This window comes from Geodermatophilus pulveris, from assembly GCF_900188375.1.
Taxonomy (GTDB): Bacteria; Actinomycetota; Actinomycetes; order Mycobacteriales; family Geodermatophilaceae; genus Geodermatophilus; species Geodermatophilus pulveris.
The window spans coordinates 52,674-72,450 of record NZ_FZOO01000010.1; the positions used below are offsets into that span (position 1 = coordinate 52,674).

16 protein-coding genes are annotated in these 19,777 nt (G+C 75.7%); 6 read left to right on the forward strand and 10 right to left on the reverse strand.

Going from position 1 to position 19,777, the window contains the following annotated elements:
• The first annotated feature begins 46 nt into the window (after nucleotides 1-46).
• On the forward strand, nucleotides 47-2,032 hold the full coding sequence (locus CHB98_RS17815) for an APC family permease (RefSeq protein WP_089306946.1): 1,986 nt from the start codon (nucleotides 47-49) through the stop codon (nucleotides 2,030-2,032).
• 15 nt (nucleotides 2,033-2,047) lie between these two features.
• Here the strand turns inward: CHB98_RS17815 and CHB98_RS17820 are convergent, their stop codons facing one another.
• The 3 genes from CHB98_RS17820 to CHB98_RS21830 form a co-directional block, all read right to left on the reverse strand.
• On the reverse strand, nucleotides 2,048-3,286 hold the full coding sequence (locus CHB98_RS17820) for a cytochrome P450 (protein WP_089306947.1): 1,239 nt from the start codon (nucleotides 3,284-3,286) through the stop codon (nucleotides 2,048-2,050).
• A 39-nt stretch (nucleotides 3,287-3,325) separates the two neighbouring features.
• A complete protein-coding gene (locus tag CHB98_RS17825; protein WP_089306948.1) occupies nucleotides 3,326-4,948 on the reverse strand; it encodes an SIR2 family NAD-dependent protein deacylase in 1,623 nt (540 codons plus the stop codon).
• Nucleotides 4,949-5,018: 70 nt separating this feature from the next.
• Nucleotides 5,019-5,633 (reverse strand): hypothetical protein, encoded by a 615-nt coding sequence (locus CHB98_RS21830; protein WP_179224647.1) that lies wholly within the window; start codon nucleotides 5,631-5,633, stop codon nucleotides 5,019-5,021.
• Between the two features lie 107 nt (nucleotides 5,634-5,740).
• Between CHB98_RS21830 and CHB98_RS17835 the strand changes: the two genes are divergently transcribed.
• The 3 genes from CHB98_RS17835 to CHB98_RS17845 all read left to right on the forward strand — a co-directional run bounded on the left by CHB98_RS17835 (nucleotide 5,741) and on the right by CHB98_RS17845 (nucleotide 8,873).
• Nucleotides 5,741-6,586, forward strand: coding sequence for a DUF1206 domain-containing protein (locus CHB98_RS17835; protein ID WP_089306950.1), 846 nt, complete (start codon nucleotides 5,741-5,743; stop codon nucleotides 6,584-6,586).
• Between the two features lie 149 nt (nucleotides 6,587-6,735).
• Nucleotides 6,736-7,527: a DUF1206 domain-containing protein gene (locus tag CHB98_RS17840; protein WP_245821345.1), complete on the forward strand. Its 792-nt coding sequence runs from the start codon at nucleotides 6,736-6,738 to the stop codon at nucleotides 7,525-7,527.
• Between the two features lie 14 nt (nucleotides 7,528-7,541).
• Nucleotides 7,542-8,873 carry a DUF2254 domain-containing protein gene (locus CHB98_RS17845; protein ID WP_179224649.1) on the forward strand — a complete coding sequence of 444 codons (1,332 nt, stop codon included), beginning with the start codon at nucleotides 7,542-7,544 and terminating at the stop codon, nucleotides 8,871-8,873.
• 56 nt (nucleotides 8,874-8,929) lie between these two features.
• On the opposite strand, the gene fabG is transcribed toward CHB98_RS17845, so the two are convergent.
• Nucleotides 8,930-9,697 (reverse strand): 3-oxoacyl-ACP reductase FabG, encoded by a 768-nt coding sequence (gene fabG, locus CHB98_RS17850; protein WP_089306953.1) that lies wholly within the window; start codon nucleotides 9,695-9,697, stop codon nucleotides 8,930-8,932.
• 76 nt (nucleotides 9,698-9,773) lie between these two features.
• Complete coding sequence (locus tag CHB98_RS17855; protein ID WP_089306954.1) at nucleotides 9,774-10,985, reverse strand: acetyl-CoA C-acetyltransferase; 1,212 nt, start codon at nucleotides 10,983-10,985, stop codon at nucleotides 9,774-9,776.
• Between the two features lie 122 nt (nucleotides 10,986-11,107).
• Between CHB98_RS17855 and CHB98_RS17860 the strand changes: the two genes are divergently transcribed.
• Entirely contained in the window at nucleotides 11,108-12,262 is a 1,155-nt protein-coding gene (locus tag CHB98_RS17860) for an MFS transporter (protein ID WP_179224651.1), read from the forward strand.
• A gap of 227 nt (nucleotides 12,263-12,489) precedes the next feature.
• Nucleotides 12,490-14,601: an RNA polymerase recycling motor ATPase HelR gene (gene helR, locus CHB98_RS17865; RefSeq protein ID WP_089307038.1), complete on the forward strand. Its 2,112-nt coding sequence runs from the start codon at nucleotides 12,490-12,492 to the stop codon at nucleotides 14,599-14,601.
• A 58-nt stretch (nucleotides 14,602-14,659) separates the two neighbouring features.
• On the opposite strand, the gene CHB98_RS17870 is transcribed toward helR, so the two are convergent.
• Genes CHB98_RS17870 through CHB98_RS17890 form a run of 5 tightly spaced genes read right to left on the reverse strand, consistent with a single transcriptional unit; the run spans nucleotide 14,660 to nucleotide 19,679 of the window.
• Entirely contained in the window at nucleotides 14,660-15,907 is a 1,248-nt protein-coding gene (locus CHB98_RS17870) for an ABC transporter substrate-binding protein (protein ID WP_089306956.1), read from the reverse strand.
• Entirely contained in the window at nucleotides 15,904-17,154 is a 1,251-nt protein-coding gene (locus CHB98_RS17875; protein ID WP_089306957.1) for a branched-chain amino acid ABC transporter permease, read from the reverse strand. The genes CHB98_RS17870 and CHB98_RS17875 overlap by 4 nt, the downstream gene beginning before the upstream one ends.
• On the reverse strand, nucleotides 17,147-18,037 hold the full coding sequence (locus CHB98_RS17880; protein WP_089306958.1) for a branched-chain amino acid ABC transporter permease: 891 nt from the start codon (nucleotides 18,035-18,037) through the stop codon (nucleotides 17,147-17,149). Before CHB98_RS17880 ends, CHB98_RS17875 begins: the two co-directional genes overlap by 8 nt.
• Nucleotides 18,034-18,903: an ABC transporter ATP-binding protein gene (locus CHB98_RS17885; protein WP_245821348.1), complete on the reverse strand. Its 870-nt coding sequence runs from the start codon at nucleotides 18,901-18,903 to the stop codon at nucleotides 18,034-18,036. Before CHB98_RS17885 ends, CHB98_RS17880 begins: the two co-directional genes overlap by 4 nt.
• A complete protein-coding gene (locus CHB98_RS17890; RefSeq protein ID WP_089306959.1) occupies nucleotides 18,891-19,679 on the reverse strand; it encodes an ABC transporter ATP-binding protein in 789 nt (262 codons plus the stop codon). The genes CHB98_RS17885 and CHB98_RS17890 overlap by 13 nt, the downstream gene beginning before the upstream one ends.
• Nucleotides 19,680-19,777 lie beyond the last annotated feature (98 nt).

Below are 19,777 nucleotides of genomic sequence, written 5' to 3' on the forward strand. Positions count from 1 at the left end.
CGGGGGTAGCAGCCGCCGGACACCCCTCCCAGAACGGACGACGTCCATGGTCCTGCCCGAACAGCAGCTCGCCGTCCCGGCCTGCGTCGACACCCCGCGCCGGGCGGGGGCACCGGCCGGCGCGGTGACCCGGTGGCTGCTGCGCCACCGGGTGCAGCCGGAGGGTCCGCACGCTGTCGAGCCCAGCCACCGCGGCCACCCGTGGTGGCAGGTCATGTGCCTGACCGGCGTCGACTACTTCTCCACGCTCGCCTACCTGCCCGGCATCGCCGCACTCGCCGCGGGCGCACTGTCCCCGCTGGCCACGCTGCTCATCGTGGCGCTCACCCTGCTCGGGGTGCTGCCCATGTACCGCCGGGTGGCCCGGGAGAGCCCGCACGGCCAGGGCTCGGTGGCGATGCTGGAGGACCTGCTGCCCTTCTGGCGCGGCAAGGTGTTCGTCCTCGTGCTGCTCGGCTTCGTCGCGACCTCGTGGATCATCACGATCACGCTGTCCGCGGCCGACGCCAGCGTGCACGTGGTGGAGAACCCGTTCTTCCCCGACGCGCTCGAGGGCCAGGCCGTCGCGCTCACCGTGGGCCTGCTGCTGCTCCTCGGCGGGGTGTTCCTGCTCGGCTTCACCGAGGCCGTCGCCATCGCCATCCCGCTGGTCGCGGCGTTCCTGACCCTCAACCTGGTCATCGTGGGGGTCGGGGTGGCCGACATGGCCGCCGACCCTGCCCTGCTGGACGGCTGGACCGACCGGCTGACCGAGGGCGGGAGCGGGCTGTCGGACCTGCTGCTGCCCGCGCTGGTGGCCTTCCCGCTGCTGGTCCTGGGGCTGTCCGGCTTCGAGACCGGGGTGAGCATGATGCCGCTGGTCGCCGCCGACGGGCGGACGCCGGAGGAGCGGCTGGAGGCGCGGGTCCGCAACACCCGCAGGCTGCTGACCGCCGCGGCACTGATCATGAGCCTCTACCTGGTCGCCACCACCTTCGTCACCACGGTGCTCATCCCGCCGGAGGCGTTCGCCGAGGGTGGCGAGGCCAACGGCCGGGCGCTGGCCTACCTCGCCCACGAGCAACTCGGCGAGGCGTTCGGCACCGCCTACGACGTCAGCACCATCCTGATCCTCTGGTTCGCCGGCGCCTCGGCCATGGCCGGCCTGATCAACATCGTGCCGCGCTACCTGCCGGGCTACGGGATGGCGCCGGAGTGGGGGCGGGCGGTCCGGCCGGTCGTGCTGGTCTACACCGCGGTGAGCATCCTGATCACCTTCGTCTTCCAGGCCGACGTCGACGCCCAGGCCGGCGCGTACGCCACCGGGATCCTGGCGATGATGGTCTCCGCGGCGTTCGCGGTCACCGTCTCGGCGCTGCGCCGCAGGCAGCGCGGGCGGGTCGTCGGCTCCACCGTGCTCACCCTGGTGCTGCTCTACGCGCTGGTGGAGAACGTGATCGAGAAGCCCGACGGGATCACCATCTCGGCCTTCTTCATCATCGGCATCATCACGCTCTCGCTGGTGTCCCGGGTCAGCCGCACCACCGAGCTGCGCGCCGAGCGGATCGAGTTCGACGAGGCGGCCCGCCGCTTCGTCACCGACTCGCTGCGCAACGACGGCCGGCTGCACCTGGTGGCCAACCGGCGGCAGACCGGGGACGTCGCGGAGTACGCCGCCAAGGAGGCCGAGCAGCGGGAGCTCAACCCGGTGCCCGGGACGGCCGACGTGCTGTTCCTGGAGGTGGACGTCGTGGACCCCTCCGGCTTCAGCGGCGTGCTGTGCGTGCGCGGGGAGCAGGTGGACGGCCACCGGGTGCTGCGGGTGGAGGCCCCGGCGGCGCCGAACGCCATCGCCGCCGTGCTGCTGGCCCTGCGCGACGCCACCGGCGTGCGCCCGCACGCGCACTTCGCCTGGACGGAGGGCAACCCGCTGGGTCACCTGCTGCGCTACCTGCTGTTGGGCCGCGGCGACACCCCGCCGGTGGTGCGCGAGATCCTCCGCGAGGTCGAGCCCGACCCGACCCGCCGCCCGGGCATCCACGTCGGCGGCTGAGCGGGCACCCGCCGGCTACCCGCCGGTGCCCGCCCCGCGCACCCGCAGCCGCACCCCGCTGGCCGGGCGGGCGGGGATACGCCGCAGCGAGATGGACAGGTCCTGCTCGGGGAGGTCGGCCCGCAGCCGGGCCAGCCGCACGGCCAGCGCGGACAGCACGGCGATCGTGACCTGCTCGCCCGGGCAGCGGTGACCGGTGCTCGGGTCCCCGCCGCCCTGGGGCACCAGCTCGAAGGGGCCGATCTCCCGGTCGAGGAACCGCTCGGGCCGGAACGCGTACGGGTCGCCCCACAGGTCGGGGTCGTGGTCCTGGCCGTAGAGGTCCAGCAGCACCATCGTGCCCGCCGGCACCCGCTCGCCGTCCCACTCGACCGCGCGGGGCGCGCGCCCGCCGATGAACGGTGCGAACGGGTAGAAGCGGCGGGTCTCGTGCGCCCAGGCCTCCGCGAAGGCGGCGTCGCCGGACGCCAGCCGCGGGCGGTGCTGCGGCCAGCGGGCCAGCGCGTGCCCGGAGAAGGCGACGAACCAGCAGACGGCGACGGTCGGGCGGAGCACGTTGAGCACCTCGACGGCGGCCGTGTGCGGGTCGAGCAGCTCGCCGCCGGCGTCCCGGTGCCGGGCGACGGTGTCCAGCACCGAGCCCGGCGGGGCGGCCACCGTGCCGTCGCGGACACCCTGCACCAGCCCGACCAGCTGCGCCTCGCGCCGGCCGCGCGCCCGGCGGGCGCGCCAGTGCCGCGGGCCGGCGGTCGCGAAGCCGTCCACCATGGCGGTCAGGTCCCGGGCCAGGGACGGCGCGTCGCCGTCGGCCACCGGGACGCCGGCCCACCCGCACACCGCCCGGGTGAGCACCTCGGCGGCCTCGTCGAACAGGACGACCTCGCCGCGCTGCACCCAGCCCGGCACCGCGGTGTCCCAGGCGGCGGTGACGCGGTCGACCAGCGCGGCGACCCGGTCGTCGTCCATCAGCAGGCCGACGAACAGCGCCTTGCGCGCCCGGTGCGCCGCCCCGTCCAGGGTGTGCACGGCGCCCTTGCCGAACAGCGTGCCCTGCACCGGCTCGGGGACGGCGTGCGCGCGGCGCACGTGGTCCTCGTCGTAGAGGAAGCGGGCGGCGGCGGGGCCCTCGATGCCGAGCACCGGCAGCCCGCCCAGCCGCGCGGCGACGGTGCGCCGGCCGCGCGCCCGGCGGGCGTCGGGCAGCCAGCCGTAGCCCTTGGCGATCAGCAGGAGGCTGTTCTCGAGTCGGCGCACGGGTCGCCCCTGCCCAGGCCCCCCGCCGCTCACACCGCGCTAACCGGCGCGCTGCTGCTGCAGGCGGTCGTCGCGGGGCGCGCTGGCCTCGTCCGGCGGCGGGGGCCCGCCGGCCGCCGTCCGGCGGGAGCCCAGCCGCCGCAGCAGCGCGGCGACCTCGCCGACCGCCGACGACGTCGCGCCCTCCGGCACCGCGCCCTCCACCTGCTGCAGCGCCGCGGCGAGCGCCCGCTCCTCCCCCGAGAGCATCCCCCGGTATGCCGGGTCGAGCAGGTAGCCGGTGGGCGGGGTGGACAGGCAGCAGAGGCAGTCCAGCAGCACCTCCAGCAGCCGGGCCGCCTCCGCCGGCGGGGTGTCCGCGGGCGCCATGGCCACGGTCTGCACGTCGCGCTCCCACAGCCGGGCGCGGGCCGGGTCGTCGGTCAGCGTGAGCACGGTGCCGCTGCGCCGGCGGGGCGCCGCCCCGGGGGCCTGGACGGCGCTGCGCACCTGGTGGGCGATGCGGATGAGGTCGTCGTCCTGCATGGAGGTGCCGACGAACAGCACGTGCCGGGTGAGCAGCAGGGAGTGCAGCACCCCGGCCAGCGCCGCGCGGCTGTCGCCGAACTGCAGGTACTCCTCGCGGGTCAGCACGATGCTCGCCGGGTGCGCGGCGTCCCCGTGCAGCTTGAGCAGCCACGGCCGGCCGGGCTCGGCCTCGTCGAAGGGCAGCACCGCGAGGTCCCGGCCGATGTCGGCGGCGGCGAGCTCGACCAGCGGGTCGTAGTTGGTGGTGACGAACTCCTGCACCGGCAGGTCGGCGATCAGCGCGTGCGCCAGCGCGTACTGGCCCGGCCCGAACCGCTCCTGGACGTAGCGCTCCAGCTCCTCCCGGCCGAGCTCGCGGGCCAGCAGCGCCGCGGCGTCCTGCGCCGGCAGCCGGGCCAGGCCGGCGCGCAGGCCGTCGTCCAGGCCGGTGCGCCCGGCCAGCTCGTCGAGCAGCTGCTCCCAGGTCGGCAGCCCGGCCGCGGCGCTCACCCCGGCGCCGACGAAGGCGGCCAGCTGGCCGCGCCGGGCGCGCTCGCCGAGGTCGGCGGCCAGCTCGGCCAGGTGCTCGGGCAGGTCCCAGCTGTCCGGCTCCGCGCGGCGCACCCGCTGGGCGGCGGCCAGGTCGCTGGGGCCGCGCAGCACCAGGGCGACGTCGAAGCCGTGCTCGGCGGCGCCCTCGCGGAGCACCGGCAGCAGCCGCTGCAGCAGCGTGCCGCGCTGCCCGGCGGCGCCGCCCCAGCCGGTGCCCAGCGCCGGCAGGGCGACCAGCCGGCGGGCCCGCCCGTGCACCGGGGCGGACACCTCGCGGCGGGCCACCGCGGTCAGCGCCAGCCGCGCCCCGTCGACCAGCCAGCGCAGCGCGTCCTCGCCGTCGCGCTGCTGCTCGTCGACGGTGTCGACCAGCCACAGCCCGCGCTCACCGGCCCGCCCGCCGGGCACCCGGAGCACCCGCTCGCCGTCGCGCCACGCCAGGCCGAGGCACACCCCGTCGGGGTCCTCGCTGGTCACCACGTCGTCGGGGAGGAGGTGGCGCCACTCGGAGGTGACCCGCAGCGACCGGTCGGTGGGCACCAGGACGTCGTCGCACACCAGCCGCCGGAGGTCGGCCCCGACGACGAAGACGTGTCCGGTCACGGGTGCAGGGGTGCCCACTGCGCGGGCGGCGAACCGGCCGCCGCGCGCGCGGGCGGCACCGGGCGGGCGGTCAGCGCGGGATGCCGCAGCCGCCGGCGCTGCACGCGCAGCCGGCACAGGCCGCCGGCCGGGCCGGCGCCGGGCGGGCCGCCGCGGCACGCAGGTCGAGGGCCGCGACGACCAGGGTCACGCCGAGCAGGCCGAGGCCCAGCGCCCCGACGACGGTGGCGGCCCCCGCGGCGCGCGGCCACCCGGCGACCAGCCCGGTGACGGCCAGCAGGCCGGTCACCAGCACCCACCAGACCAGCGCGGCCTGCCCGCTGCGGCGCACCGCTCCCCCGCGGCGCAGCAGGGTCACCGCCCCGGCGAGCAGCACCGCCGGGACGGCGGCCAGCACCGCCCAGCCCGCGACGCCGGCGGGACCGAGGGCCATCGCGACGGCCACGCCACCCGCCGCCCCGACCGTCGCGCCCGGCGCGCCCCGGCCGCCGGTGACCAGGGGCACCGCGCGGGCGACCGCGAGCACGCCGCCCACCCCGAGCAGCAGCCGGGCGCCGCCGCCGGTCCAGGACACCGCCGCCGCTGCCACTCCGAGCAGGGCGGCGCCGCCGGCCATCCACGCGGGCCACGCCCGCCGCGCCCGCTCCGGGCTCGTCCCCGCCACCGCCGTCATCGCGCTCGCCACGGCACCGAGTGTCCCCCACCGGCGCCGGAGCACCCGGCGGGAGCACCGGCGCTGTGCCACCCTGGTGCCCCCGGGGACGGTGCGAGGCAGTGCGGGAGGAGCCGGCCATGGGCGGGACGACGGGTCGGGCGGCGGGCGCCGCGGACCGCGCGGGCAACAGCGACACCCTCGAGCACCTGGCCCGTGTCGGGCTGGTCGCCTACGGCGTCGTGCACCTGCTCATCGCCTGGCTGGCCGTCCAGCTGGCCTGGGGCGTCGGCGGCAGCGCGGCCCAGCCCGACCAGAGCGGGGCGCTGGCCACCCTGGCCCAGCAGCCGTTCGGCACGGTGCTGCTGTGGGTCCTCGCGATCGGCATGGCGGCGCTGGCGGCGTGGCAGGCCGCCGAGGCGCTGCGCTGGCGCGGCGGCCTGTCCGCGTCCGGGGAGGCGCGGAACAAGGCGGTGGTCACGGTCGTGAAGGCGGTGGCCAAGGCCGTCCTCTACGTGGCCATCGCGGTGCTCGCCGTGCGCTACGCCACCGGCGGGGGACAGTCCGGCGGTCAGGAGCAGCAGGCCGCGGCCGGCATCTTCGGCCTGCCCGCCGGGCGCTGGATCGTCCTGCTGCTCGGCCTCGGCATCGTGGGCATCGGCGGCTACCTGGTCCACAAGGGGATCACCAAGCGGTTCCTCAAGGAGATCGACCTCCGCGAGGCGCCGCCGGAGGCCACCCGGCTGGTGACCCGCCTCGGCCAGGCCGGCTACCCCGCCAAGGGCGTGTCCTTCGGCCTGGTCGGCGCGCTGCTGGTGTGGGCCGCGGTCACGTACGACCCGGCCGACGCCAGCGGCCTGGACAGCGCCCTGCGCAGCCTGCTGACCGTGCCGTTCGGCCAGTGGCTGCTCACCGTCGTCGCGGTCGGCATCGCCGCGTTCGGCGCCTACTGCCTCGTCCGGGCGCGCTATCCCGAGCGGACCTGATGGAGGAACCCCTCGCCCCCCACCGCTCGTGGCCCCGTCCGGGGGCTCGCCGCGAGCCTGCGGACGGTGAGGGGGACGGGGTCCTCCCCCGGCAGGGGGGCCGCATCGGACGCCTCCTCGAGTCGGCTCGCGAGGTCACCGACCACCCGGTGCTGGCGGCGGTGGCCCGGGTGGGCCTGGTGGCCTACGGCGTGCTGCACCTGCTGATCGGCTGGCTGGCGGTCGCGCTGGCCCGGGGCGTCGACGGCGATGACGCCGACCAGACCGGCGCCCTGCAGGCGGTGGCCGACAGCCCCGGCGGCACGGTGCTGCTGTGGCTGATCGGGCTGGGCCTGTTCTCCCTCGCGCTGTGGCAGGCCGGCGAGGTGCTGCTGTGGTGGCGCGGGCTGCTGGACCGAGCGCACCGCCTGCGGACGGCGTTCGTGTGCACGAAGTGCCTGGCCAAGGCGGGCGTCTACGCCGTGCTGGGCGTGACCGCGCTGCTGTTCGCGCTCGGCTGGGAGTACCAGGCCGACGAGCGGTTCCGCGAGCTGACCGGCGAGGCGCTGGAGGTGCCCGGTGGCGCGCTGCTGGTGTACGCCGTCGCGGCCGGGGTGGCCGCCGTCGGCCTCTACACCCTGGCCCGGGGGGTGACCGGCGGCTTCATGAAGGACATCGACCTGCCCGCCGCGCCCGACCGCTGGGAGCCGGTCATCGAGGCCGTCGGCCGGGTCGGCTACGTCGCCAAGGGCATCGCCTTCAGCCTGGTGGGCGTGCTCCTGTGGCGGGCGGCGAGCACCGCCGACATCTCCACGGCGACCGGCCTGGACGGCGCGCTGACCGCGATCGGCTCGGTCCGCGCCGGGCCCTGGCTGCTCGGTGCGGTGGCCGCCGGGTTCGCCGCCTTCGGCGTGTACGCCCTCGCCCGGGCCCGCTACCCCGACCGGGACCCGTCGTCGTGACCGGGCAGGGCAGGTTGGCGAGGGTCCGCGAGGCGGTCACCGGTGCACTGTGGCCGCTGCCGACGGCGGCCATCGTGCTGGCCGTCGGCCTGGGCATCGGGTTGCCGGTCCTGGACGAGGTGCTGGAATCGGGTCAGCGGCCGCTGGCCCTGGTGTTCGAGGGCGGGCCGTCGGCGGCGCGCGGCATCCTCTCGACGATCGCCGGCTCCATCATCTCGGTGACCACGCTGCTGTTCTCGCTGACCATCGTGACGCTGCAGCTGGCCAGCAGCCAGTACTCGCCGCGGCTGCTGCAGACGTTCGTCCGCGACCGCGTCGTCCAGGTCTGCCTCGGGGTGCTGCTCGGCACCTTCGTGTACGCGCTGGTCGTGTTGCGCAGCGTGCGCTCGGAGGACGAGTCGGACGACTCCTCGTTCGTGCCCCGCCTGGCGGTGACCGTGGCGCTGCTGCTCAGCCTGGCCTCGGTGGCGGCGCTGGTCACGTTCCTCGCCCACCAGACCCGCCAGCTGCGGGTCGAGACGATGATGCGCGACGTGCACGCCGAGGCCACCACCACCCTCGGGCGGCTGGTCGGGCAGCTGGCGGCCGACGACCAGCCCGACGCGCCGCTCCCGGCGGTGCCCGGGCACGCCCGTCCGCTGTGCGCCCGCGCGAGCGGTTTCCTGGTGCGGGTCGAGGCGGCGCCGCTGCTGGAGACGCTGGCCGGCTGCGGGGCGGTGCTGCGGCTGGACCGCCGTCCCGGGGAATCGGTCGTCGCCGGGACGCCCCTGGCCTGGGCGTGGACCGACGACCCGGCGGCGTGGCCGCCCGCCGACGAGCTGGAGGCGGCGCTGGCGCGGCACGTGGTGCTGTCCTTCGAGCGGTCCCCGGCGGCCGACCCCAGCTACGGGCTGCGCAAGCTGGTCGACATCGCCGCCCGCGCGCTCTCCCCCGGCATCAACGACCCGACGACCGCCGTCCACGCGCTGTCGCACGTCTCCGCGCTCATCGGGCAGCTCAGCTCGCGCGACACCTGGCACCGCCGGGTGACCGGCGACGACGGTGTCGTCCGGCTGCTGCTGCCGTCGTGGGACCACGGGGCGCTGCTGGACCTGGCGGTCACCCAGGTCCGCAGCTACGGCCGGCAGGACACCACCGTCGTCGAACGGCTGTTCTCGCTGCTCGCCGAGGCGGGCTGGCGGGCGCGCAGCGCCGAGCAGCGGCAGGCGGTGCGGGAGCACTGCGCGGCGCTGACCGCCCAGTCGCTCGAGGAGGTGCCGGCCGGGCGCACCGAGGACGACGTGCGGCGGATGGCCGCCGCGGTCGAGCGGGCGCTCGAGGGCCGGTGGGAGCCCCTGCGGTCCTGAGCGGGGACCCCCTGCCCGACCGCTCGCAGGCTCGCGGCGGGCCCCTGCAGGGGCCCTCAGTTCCGGGGGCCGCCGGCGACGTAGAGGACCTGGCCGGAGACGAAGCCGGCACCCTCGCTGGCCAGGAACGACACCGTGTGCGCGATGTCGTCGGGGCGCCCGGCCCGCTGGACGGGGATCGCGGCCGCCCGCTCGGCGACGTACTCCTCCCAGTCGCGGCCGATGCGGGCGGCGGTGGCGCGGGTCATGTCGGTGGCGATGAAGCCGGGGGCGACCGCGTTGGCGGTGACGCCGAACCGGCCGAGCTCGACCGCGACGGTCTTGGTGAAGCCCTGCAGGCCGGCCTTGGCGGCGGCGTAGTTGGCCTGGCCGCGGTTGCCCAGCGCCGAGGTGCTCGACAGGTTGATCACCCGGCCCCAGCCGGCCGCGACCATGTGCTGCTGCACCGCGCGGGTCATGAGGAAGGACCCGCGCAGGTGCACGTGCATGACGACGTCCCAGTCGGCGTCGGTCATCTTGAACAGCATGGCGTCCCGGGTGACGCCGGCGTTGTTGACCAGCACCACCGGCGGGCCGAGCTCCGCGGCCACCCGGTCGACGGCGGCCTGCGCCTGGCCGGCGTCGCCGACGTCGGCGCCCACCGCGAGGGCCCGGCCACCGGCGGCCTCGATCTCCTGGGCGGTGCCGCGGGCGTCGTCCTCGGCCAGGTCGAGCACGGCCACGGCGAAGCCGTCCCGGGCCAGGCGGAGGGCGGTGGCGGCGCCGATGCCGCGGGCCGCGCCGGTGACGATCGCGACCCGCTGCTGGGCGGTGGGGCTGGACATGCGGCAACTCCGGTGGTGAGAGGACGGGGTGGATCGGCCACCCTCCAGGGGCGTGTGGGGGGAGGGTGGTCCTCCTTCAGACCCGCTCGAACAGGGCGGCGAGGCCCTGGCCGCCGCCGATGCACATCGTCTCCAGCCCGTACCGGGCGTCGCGGCGGGCCATCTCGCGGGTCAGGGTGGCGAGGATCCGGCCGCCGGTCGCGCCCACCGGGTGGCCGAGGGAGATGCCGGAGCCGTTGACGTTGGTCCGCTCCCAGTCGGCGTCGGTGAAGCCCCACTCCCGGGCGACGGCCAGCACCTGGCTGGCGAACGCCTCGTTGAGCTCGATCAGGTCGACCTCGGCGAGCTTCACGTCGGCCAGCGCGAGCGCCTTGGCCGTGGCGGGCACCGGGCCGATGCCCATGGTCTTCGGCGGGACGCCGGCCACGGCCCACGACACCAGCCGGGCCAGCGGGCGCAGGCCCAGCTCGGCGGCCTTCTCCGGCGAGGTCACCACGCACACCGCGGCGCCGTCGTTCTGCCCGCTGGCGTTGCCGGCGGTGACGGTGGCCTCCGGGTCGTCCCTGCCGAGGATCGGCCGCAGCTTCGCCAGGGTCTCCACGCTGGAGTCCGGTCGGATGTGCTCGTCCCGGTCGACGACCGTGTCGCCCTTCCGGCCCCGGATGGTCACCGGCACGACCTCCTCGGCGAACCGGCCGGCCTCGGCGGCCGCGGCGGCGCGGTGGTGGCTGCGGACGGCGTACTCGTCCTGCTCCTCGCGGCTGATCCGGTACTCCCGGCGCAGGTTCTCCGCGGTCTCCAGCATGCCGCCGGGCACCGGGTGGTGCTGCCCGCCGGCGGTGACCCGGCCGCGGGCCAGCCCGTCCTGCAGCAGCACGCCGGGACCGGCCTTGACGCCCCAGCGCATGGCGGTGGAGTAGAACGGCGCGTTGCTCATCGACTCCGCGCCGCCGGCCAGGACGACCTCGGACGCGCCGGTCTGCACCTGCATCGCCGCGTACAGCACCGCCTGCAGGCCCGAGCCGCAGCGCCGGTCCACCTGGATGCCCGAGGCGGTCACCGGCAGGCCCGCGTCCAGCGCGGCGACGCGGCCGAGGGCCGGGGCCTCCATCGTCGGGTAGCAGTGCCCCAGCAGGACGTCGTCCACCGTCTCCGGCGGCAGGCCGGTCCGCTCCATCACGGCGCGGACGACGGTGGCGGCGAGGTCCTGGACCGGCACGTCGCGCAGGGCGCCGCCGAACCCCCCCACCGCGGTCCGGAGTGGCTCACAGATGACCGCATCGCGCACGGGGTCCTCCTCGTCGGGTCGCCGTCGGCACCGTGAGTCTGCCCCCGCGCACCCCGCAGCGTCCCGTCGGCCTCCCCGCCCGCCGCGGGCGGCACCGGCGCCGCGCTCCGTAGGGTGCCGCGGTGGCCTGGAGGCGAGCGGTGTTCACGTTGTTCGCGGTCGCGGCCGGCACCAACGTCCCGACGCCGCTGCTGCTGGTCTACCAGGAGCGGCTGGACCTCTCCGCCGAGGTGCTGACCGCGCTGTTCGGCTGCTACGCCGCCGGCCTGGTGCCCGCGCTGTTCCTCGCCGGGCCGCTGTCGGACCGGCTGGGCCGCCGCCGCGTCGCGCTGCCCGGCGTGGTGCTCGCCGGGCTGGCGTCGCTGGCCTTCGCCGCGGCCGGCGGGTCGCTGGTACTGCTGTTCACCGCCCGCTTCCTGCAGGGCGTGGTGAGCGGCGTCGTCTTCAGCGTCGCCAGCGCCTGGATCGCCGAGCTGTCGCTGGCCTCCGGGGAGGGCGCGGGCGGGCGGCGGGCCGCGTTCGCCATGACCGCCGGGTTCTCCCTGGGCCCGCTCACCAGCGGGCTGCTCGGCCAGTTCGCGCCGGCGCCGACCGTGCTGCCCTACCTGCTGCACGTCGTGCTCGTCGCGGCCGGGCTGGCGCTGGCCGTGCGGCTGCCTGAGACCGTCGTGCCGCACCCGGGCGGACGGCGGTCCGCCGGCGACCCGGCCGTCCCGCTGCTGCCCCCGGGCAGCCTGGCGCTGGCCGTCACGGTGCTGGCCCCGGTCGCGGTGTGCGTCTACGCCTTCCCGTCCTCGGTGATCTCCGCGGTGCCGCTGCTCGGCGAGCTGCCGGCCGGCGGGGTCGCGGTCACCGGCGTCCTCGCCGGGGTGACGCTGGGCGCGGGCACCCTGGTGGCCGGCCTGCAGCGCCGGCTCGGGCCGTGGACGGCGGTCACCGGGGCCGCCCTGGGCGCGGCGGGCTACACCGCGGCGGCGGTCTTCGTCACCACCGACGCGTGGCCGTGGCTGCTGGCCGGCGGGCCGCTGCTCGGCGCGGGCGGCGGCCTGTGCCTGGCGGCCGGGCTCACCGCCACCGGCCGGCTGGCCGCGCCCACCCGCCGCGGGGAGCTGACCTCGGTGTTCCTGGCGTGCGCCTACCTGGGCTTCGCCGTCCCGTTCCTCATGGCGCTGGGGGCCCGCTCCGCGCCGGCGTGGGTGCCGCTGGTGGTCGCCGCGGTGCTGGTCGCGCTGCTGGCCGTGCGGCTGGTGCCGGTCGCCCGCAGCGGCCGGCTGTGACGCCGTTGTCCGCGCAGGAGGCCCCGTCCCACTCGACCGTATAGCGCACCAGGGGGCTTGTGGCAAGACCCGGGTGGGGCCGCACACTCGCCGGCCGGAGCCGACGAGCGAGGGGGATGGCCGTGTCCGCAGGATGCACGCAGGACCGCCGGGCCGGGGTCGACGGCGCGAGCGCGCCGGGTGGGGTGCCGGTGCCCAGGCCGGGACCGCCCCGGCCGGAGACCGGCGTGTTCGACCTCCCGGAGCGGCTCGCCGCGAAGGCCGACCCGGCGCTGGTCGCCGAGGACGAGCGGCACCTCGCGGCCGTCGCGGCGGGTCTCGAGCGGGCGGTCGCCGACTTGTCCGCCCGCCTCGCTGCCGAGCGCTCGGCACCCGGTGGCAGGGGCCAGGGGGCGCTGGACCGCGACCTGGAGGTGCACCGGCTGTCCGCCCGGCTGCACACCCTGCGTCGCTCCGGCGCGGACGTGTGCCTCGGCCGCATGGTCCGCGCGGACGGCGCCGAGCCGGTGTACGTGGGGCGCCTCGGCCTGGCGGACGCGGCGGGCCGCCGGCTGCTCGTGGACTGGCGCTCCCCGGCGGCCGAGCCGTTCTTCGCCGCGACCCACGCCGACCCGATGGGCCTGGTCAGCCGCCGCCGGTACCGCTGGACCCGCGGCCGGATCAGCGACTACTGGGACGAGGTGTTCACCGCCGAGGCGCTCGCCGGGCACGCCGCCGCCCTCGACGACCAGTCCGCGTTCCTCGCCGGGCTGGGCGGCGCCCGGACGGGGCGGATGCGCGACGTGCTCGGCACCATCCAGAGCGACCAACACGCGATCATCCGCGCGGGGTCCCGCGGCGCCCTCGTCGTCGACGGCGGCCCGGGCACCGGCAAGACCGTCGTCGCCCTGCACCGCACCGCCCACCTGCTGTACTCCGACCCGCGCCTGGGCTCCCGCCAGGGCGGCGTGCTGTTCGTCGGCCCGCACCAGCCCTACCTCGCCTACGTCTCCGACGTCCTGCCCGGCCTCGGGGAGGAGGGCGTGCGGATCTGCACGGTGCGCGACCTCGTGCCCGGAGGCGCCGCGGCGGGGGTCGAGGCCGACCCGGACGTTGCCCGGCTGAAGGCGTCGCTAGACGTCGGAGCGGTGGTCGATGCAGCGGTGCGGTTCTACGAGGAGCCCCCGCGACGGGGGACGACGGTCGAGACCGGGACGGCCGGGTTCCGGCTCGGCCCCGACGACTGGGCCGAGGCACTCGAGGCGCCGGAGCCCGGCACCCCGCACAACGAGGCCCGCGAGGACGTCTGGCGGGCGCTGCTCGCGATCCTCCGGGACGCCGACGACGGCGCGGAGTCCGACGACGTCCTGCGCGCGTCGCTGCAGCAGGACCTCGACCGCGCGTGGCCGCTGCTCGATCCTGCCGACCTGGTCGGCGACCTGTGGTCGGTGCCGGCCTACCTCCGCCGGTGCGCGCCGCACCTGAGCCGGGACGACGTCCGGGCGCTGCGACGTGCGGACCCCCGGGCCTGGACGGTGTCGGACCTCCCCCTGCTGGACGCCGCCCGGCGGCGGCTGGGGGACAGGGAGGCGTTCGGCCGCACGCGCCGGCAGGAGGCCGTCGTCGCCGCCGAGCAGGAGCGCATGTCCGGGGTCATCGACGAGCTGATCGCGGCCGACGACTCCGAACTGCTGCTGATGACCTCCCTGCGCCACCGGGACCTGCGCGACGCCCTGGTCGACGAGGCCGCCCTGCCGACCGTCGACCCGGACGCGTTGGCCGGCCCGTTCGCGCACGTCGTCGTCGACGAGGCCCAGGAGCTGACCGACGCCGAGTGGCAGATGCTGCTGCTGCGCTGTCCGTCGCGCAGCTTCACCGTCGTCGGCGACCGGGCCCAGGCGCGGAACGGGTTCCCCGAGTCGTGGGAGGAGCGGTTGCGGCGGGTCGGGTTCGAGGAGGTCACCCTGGCCTCGCTGAGCGTCAACTACCGGACGCCGGCGGAGGTGATGGCGGAGGCCGAGCCGGTCATCCGGGCCGTGCTCCCGGACGCCAACGTGCCGGCCTCGGTCCGCAGCAGCGGGGTCCCCGTCGTCCACCGACCTGCCGCGGAACTGCGTGCGGTCCTGGACGACTGGCTGGCCGCGCACGCCGAGGGGACGGCATGCGTCGTCGGCGACCCCTCGTTCCCGGCGACGTCCCGCGTCCGCTCGCTGGGCCCGGAGCTGGTCACGGGGCTGGAGTTCGACCTGGTCGTCCTCGACGAGCGCACGGCGTTCGGCACCGGCGTCGAGGGCGCCGTGGACCGCTACGTCGCGATGACCCGGGCGACCGGGCAGCTCGTCGTCCTGACCGGTCCCTGACGCGCGACGGCGCCCCCTCCCGGCCGGGAGGGGGCGCCGCCGTGGGTGGTCGCGACGCTCAGGCGAGACCCGCCGCGAACTCGCCCTCGAACGCCTCCTGCACGACCTCGGCGCCACCGGGGACGTCGGCCGGCCGCAGGATGAAGCTCTGCGTGCTGGGCGAGGTCCCGGTCTCGAAGCCGTTGATCGGCACGACGAGGCCGCCGGTGTCGATGTTCTGCAGCTCGTTGAAGGCGTTGAACACGCCCTCGCGGGTGAGGTCACCGTTCTCGCAGGCCGCGTCGAGCACCTGCTTCATGATCGCGCTCATGCCGTAGCCGACGAGCACGCCGAGGCTCGGCTGCACGTTGGGGTAGGCCTCCTGGTACTGGGCGAGCAGCTCGGGCTGGGCGTCGAAGGCCGACACCGGGCTGGCCACGTACAGGTTGTCCTTGAGCGCCTGGGCCGCCGGGCCCTGCAGCAGTCCGGGTGCGAAGACCGGGTTGCTGCCGATGATCGGCACGTCGAGGCCCTGGGCCGCGGCCACGCCGGCCGCCGAGGCGGTCTGCGTGGGCGCGACGGTCAGGGCGATGGCGTCGACGCCCTGCGCGGCGAACTGGGTGATCTGCGCGGTCATGTCCTGGTCGCTGGACTTGATCTGCGCCGGGATGATGGTCAGCCCGCGCTCCTCGGCCACCGCCTCGCTGCCGGCCAGGCCGTTCTCGCCGTACTCGCCCTCGAAGTAGATGTGCCCGACGGTGTCGCCCTCGGCCAGCAGACCCTGCTCGAACATGTACGCGTAGCCGTTGGCCAGCTCGACGTCGTAGGTGGCGCCCGGGACCCCGGTGCCGGGGATCTCGGTGAGGGTGCGCGCCCAGGCCGACGGGAAGTTGACCATCGAGTCGGCCTCGAACTCCGGGGCCAGCGCGGTGTTGATCGGCGAGCCGATGGTCTGCTGCATCGCCAGGACGTTCGGCTCCAGGCTGCTGTACAGCTGCACGCCGGTCTGCGGCACGTAGCCGGTGTCCTGGACGTCGAGCTCGACGCTGTAGGTGTCGCAGACCTGGTTGTCCTGCCAGAACAGCTGGTTGGCGTTGGTGATGTCCTGGCCGAGCGCGGCGAAGACACCGGTCAGGTCGGTGAGGACGCCGAGCCGGATGGTCTCCCCCTCGACGCCGACGTCGGTGAGGACGTCCGCGGCCGCGCCGCCCTCGCCGCCTCCACCGCCGCCGCTCTCCTCCGGCGCCCGGGTGCTGCAGCCGGCCGTCACCACGACGACGGCGGCGGCGACCGCGGTGGTGGTGCGCAGGGTCTTGCCTGTTCTCATCTGGGGTTGCTCCCTTGTGCTGGTCGGTCCGAGGGGGTCGGTGCGGAGCCCGGTTGCTCCGGTGGTGTGGCGGGTCCGCCGCGGGCGGGCGCACGGCCCCGGCGGAGGCGTTGGGTGAGGCGCTGCGCGGCCCCGGCCAGGCCGGCGGGCTCGAACAGGACGATCAGGATGATCGCCGCGCCGTAGAGGAACCGGGCGGCGAAACCCGCGGAGATGCCGCCCTGGCCCGGGGCGCTGACCAGCGGCAGCACGTCGGCGTACTGCTGGAACAGCAGCGGCAGCGCGGTGACGAACAGCGCCCCCAGCACCGCGCCGCCCACCGACCCCAGCCCGCCGAGCACGATCATGGCCAGGTACTGGACCGAGACCAGCAGGGTGAAGGACTCCGGCGCGATGCTGCCGATGGACAGCGCGTAGAGGACGCCGGACAGGCCGGCGTACATCGAGCTGACCAGGAACACCCGCGCCTTGTACGCCTGGACGTTGACGCCCATGACCGATGCGGCGACCTCGCTGTCCCGCAGCGTCTGCAGCGCGCGGCCGGGCCGGCTGCGCAGCAGGTTGCGGGCGAAGACGTAGGCGGCGATCAGCAGGACCAGCCCGAGGTACCACAGCCGCTCGGCCTCCCGGAACGGGACGCCGAGGACGAACAGCTGGGGGTCGCTGTTGCCGAACGTGAACCCGAACAGCGAGAACTCCGGCGCCGCGCGGCCGTTGAACCCGCCGGTGACCGGCGTCCAGGTGTTGATCACGTGCACGCCGATGAACACCAGGGCCAGCGAGGCGACGCCGAGGTAGATGCCGCGCAGCCGCGCCGCGATCGGGCTGAACACCAGCCCGGCCAGCCCGGCGAGCAGCACGCCGACGACCATGCCCACGAGCGGCGGCAGGCCCAGCCCCTCCAGACCGGCGCGGGTGCCCAGCCCCCCGGACTCCCCGGAGATGTAGGTGTAGCTCACCGCCCCGACGGCGAGGAAGAACGCGTGCGCCAGGGACAGCTGGCCGGTGGTGCCCACCAGCAGGTTCAGCCCGATGGCACCGATGGCCGCGCCGAACACCGCGAACCCGGTGCGCAGCCAGAACTCGTCGAAGTACAGCGGGAAGACGAGCAGGAACAGCAGCAGCACGCCGGTCAGCACCCACTTCACCACCGAGGGGCGGCGGGCAGGTGCCGGCCCCGACGGGGCGGCCGCGGCGGCCGTGCTGCGGGTCGCCCCCGCCGGCGGTGAGACGGTCTGCTCAGACACGGGTCAGCTCCTTGGTGCCGAAGAGCCCCGACGGGCGGACGAGCAGGACGGCGATCATCACCACGTAGGGGACGACCTCGCCGAAGCCGCGCCCCAGGAACAGCAGCTGCTCCTGGTAGCCGGCGGCGAGGGACTCGGCCACCCCGATCAGCAGACCGCCGACCAGCGCACCCCCGGTGGAGTCCAGGCCGCCCAGGATGGCCGCCGGGAGCGCCCGCAGCGCGGTGGCGTACACCGCCGAGCTGACCCCGGGGGTCGGGCTGCCGACCAGGAACAGGGCGGCCACCCCGGCCAGGACGCCGGCGACGACCCAGGCCAGCGCGGAGACCCGGCCCTGCCGGATGCCCATCAGCGCCGCGGTCTCGCCGTCCTCCGCCGACGCGCGCATCGCCACGCCCCAGCTGGAGTACTTGAAGGCGACGAAGAACAGCACGATGAGGATGCCCGCGACGATCATGGCGACCAGCCGGTTCTGAGTGATGCCGATGCCGCCGATGCGCACCGACTCCCCGGCCCACGGGTGCGGCACGTTGAGGATGTCCGGGCCGATCCGCCGGATGAGCTCGGTCAGCAGGATGATGTCGACGCCGATGGTGACGATGGCCAGGCTGATCACCGGGGCGCCGCGCAGCCGGTTGATGATGAACCGCTCGACCACGAAGGCGGCCAGCGCGGTGATCAGCAGGCCGACGAGGACGGCACCGAGGAAGCCCAGCGACTCCGACAGCCGCGCGATCGAGTAGGCGCCCAGCAGGAGCAGCGAGCCGTGGGTGAAGCTCACCACCTCGCTGGCCTTGAAGATGATGACGAAGCCGAGCGCGATCAGCGCGTAGATGGCGCCGAGGGACAGCCCGTTGAACAGGAGCGAGAGGAACTGGGTCACGGGTGCGTCCCTGGCGTGTCGGAGGTGTGGTGTGCCGCGGCCTCGGCGGGGGTGCTGTCGTCGCCCGAGCCCAGGTAGGCGCGGATGACCTCGGGGTCGGACTGCACCTGCGCGGGGCTGCCGTCGGCGATCCGGCGGCCGAAGTCCAGGACGGTGACGCGGTCGGCCAGGGACATGACCATCCCCATGTCGTGCTCGACGAGGACGATGGAGATGCCCAGGGCGTTCCGGATCTCGCGGATGGCCTCGGCCATCCGGTTCGTCTCCTCGGCGTTCATGCCGGCCACCGGCTCGTCGAGCAGCAGCAGCCGCGGCTCGGTGCACAGCGCGCGGGCCACCTCGACCCGCTTCTGGTCGCCGTAGGAGAGCACGCCGACCGGGGTGTGCAGCTTCTCGCCGAGGTCCAGGAACTCGGCGATCTCCCGGATCCGCTCGCCGTGCCGCTTGCCCTCCCGGGTGGCGCGGGGCAGCCGCAGCCCGGAGGAGAGGAAGCCGGCCTTGGTCAGGTGGTGGCGGCCGAGCATGAGGTTCTCGGCCACCGACTGGGTCCCGGACAGCGCGATGTTCTGGAACGCCCGGGCCACGCCGACCCCGGCGATCTGGAACGGGCGCATCCGGTCCAGCCGCGCGTCGCCGAAGCGGACCTCGCCCTCGGCGGCCTTGTAGACCCCGGACAGGACGTTGAACATCGTCGACTTGCCGGCGCCGTTGGGGCCGATGACGGCGTGGATGGTCCCCGGCGTGACGGTGAAGGAGACGTCGTTGAGCGCGCGGATCGCGCCGAAGCGGACGCTGACGTGCTCGACCTCGACCGGTGGGACGTCCGGCCGGGTCTGCACGTCGCCGGCCGCGCTCACGCCGTCCACCGCGACAGCGTGCGGCGCGGGCCGCGGCTGACCTGCTCGGTGACCGCGGCCTCGCCGTGGCCGAGGTAGAGCCGCTGCACCTCGTCGGTGCGCGCCAGCTCGGCGGCGGCCCCGGACAGCGAGACCTTGCCGACGTCGAGGACGTAGGCCAGGTCGGCGACCCCGAGCGCCATGGTGGCGTTCTGCTCGACCAGCAGGACGGAGGTGCCCTGGCGGTTGATCTCGCCGATGACCTCGCCGATCTGGCCGATGATGCGCGGCGCCAGGCCCAGCGAGGGCTCGTCGAGCAGCAGCAGCTTCGGGCTGGCCATGAGCGCCCGCCCGATGGCGAGCATCTGCTGCTCGCCGCCGGAGAGCAGCCCGCCGCGCTGGGTGTTGCGCTCCTTCAGCACCGGGAAGAGGTCGAAGACCCGCTCCCGCGCCTTCGCCTTGGCGGCCCGGTCCCTGTTGCCCATGCCGCCGGCCCGCAGGTTCTCCTCGACGGTGAGCCGGCCGAAGATCCGCCGTCCCTCGGGCACCTGGACGATCCCCTGGCGGACGATCTGCCCGGGGTCACGGCCGGTGAGGGTCTGCCCCTCGAAGCGCACCTCGCCGGCGTCGACCCGCCCCCGGTGCAGCCGCAGCGTGCCGGAGATGGTGCGCAGCAGGGTGGACTTCCCCGCGCCGTTGCTGCCGAGGACGGCGACGACCGTGCCGTCGGGCACCTCCATGGTGACGCCGCGGACGGCCTCGACGGCCCCGCCGTAGGTGACCTGCAGGGAGTCGATGCTCAGCATGCGGGCGGCACCGCCGGCGTCCGTCGGGTGCCGCGCCGGGGAACGGCATCGGTCTGTGAGCTGAGGCACATGGCCGCGAACTGTAAACGCTTGGCGCG

Coding starts and splice junctions, on each gene's coding strand:
- CHB98_RS17815 (WP_089306946.1), top strand. CDS start 47: ATGGTCCTGCCCGAACAGCAGCTCGCCGTCCCGGCCTGCGTCGACACC.
- CHB98_RS17835 (WP_089306950.1), top strand. CDS start 5,741: ATGGGCGGGACGACGGGTCGGGCGGCGGGCGCCGCGGACCGCGCGGGC.
- fabG (WP_089306953.1), bottom strand. CDS start 9,697: ATGTCCAGCCCCACCGCCCAGCAGCGGGTCGCGATCGTCACCGGCGCG.
- CHB98_RS17870 (WP_089306956.1), bottom strand. CDS start 15,907: ATGAGAACAGGCAAGACCCTGCGCACCACCACCGCGGTCGCCGCCGCC.
- CHB98_RS17890 (WP_089306959.1), bottom strand. CDS start 19,679: ATGCTGAGCATCGACTCCCTGCAGGTCACCTACGGCGGGGCCGTCGAG.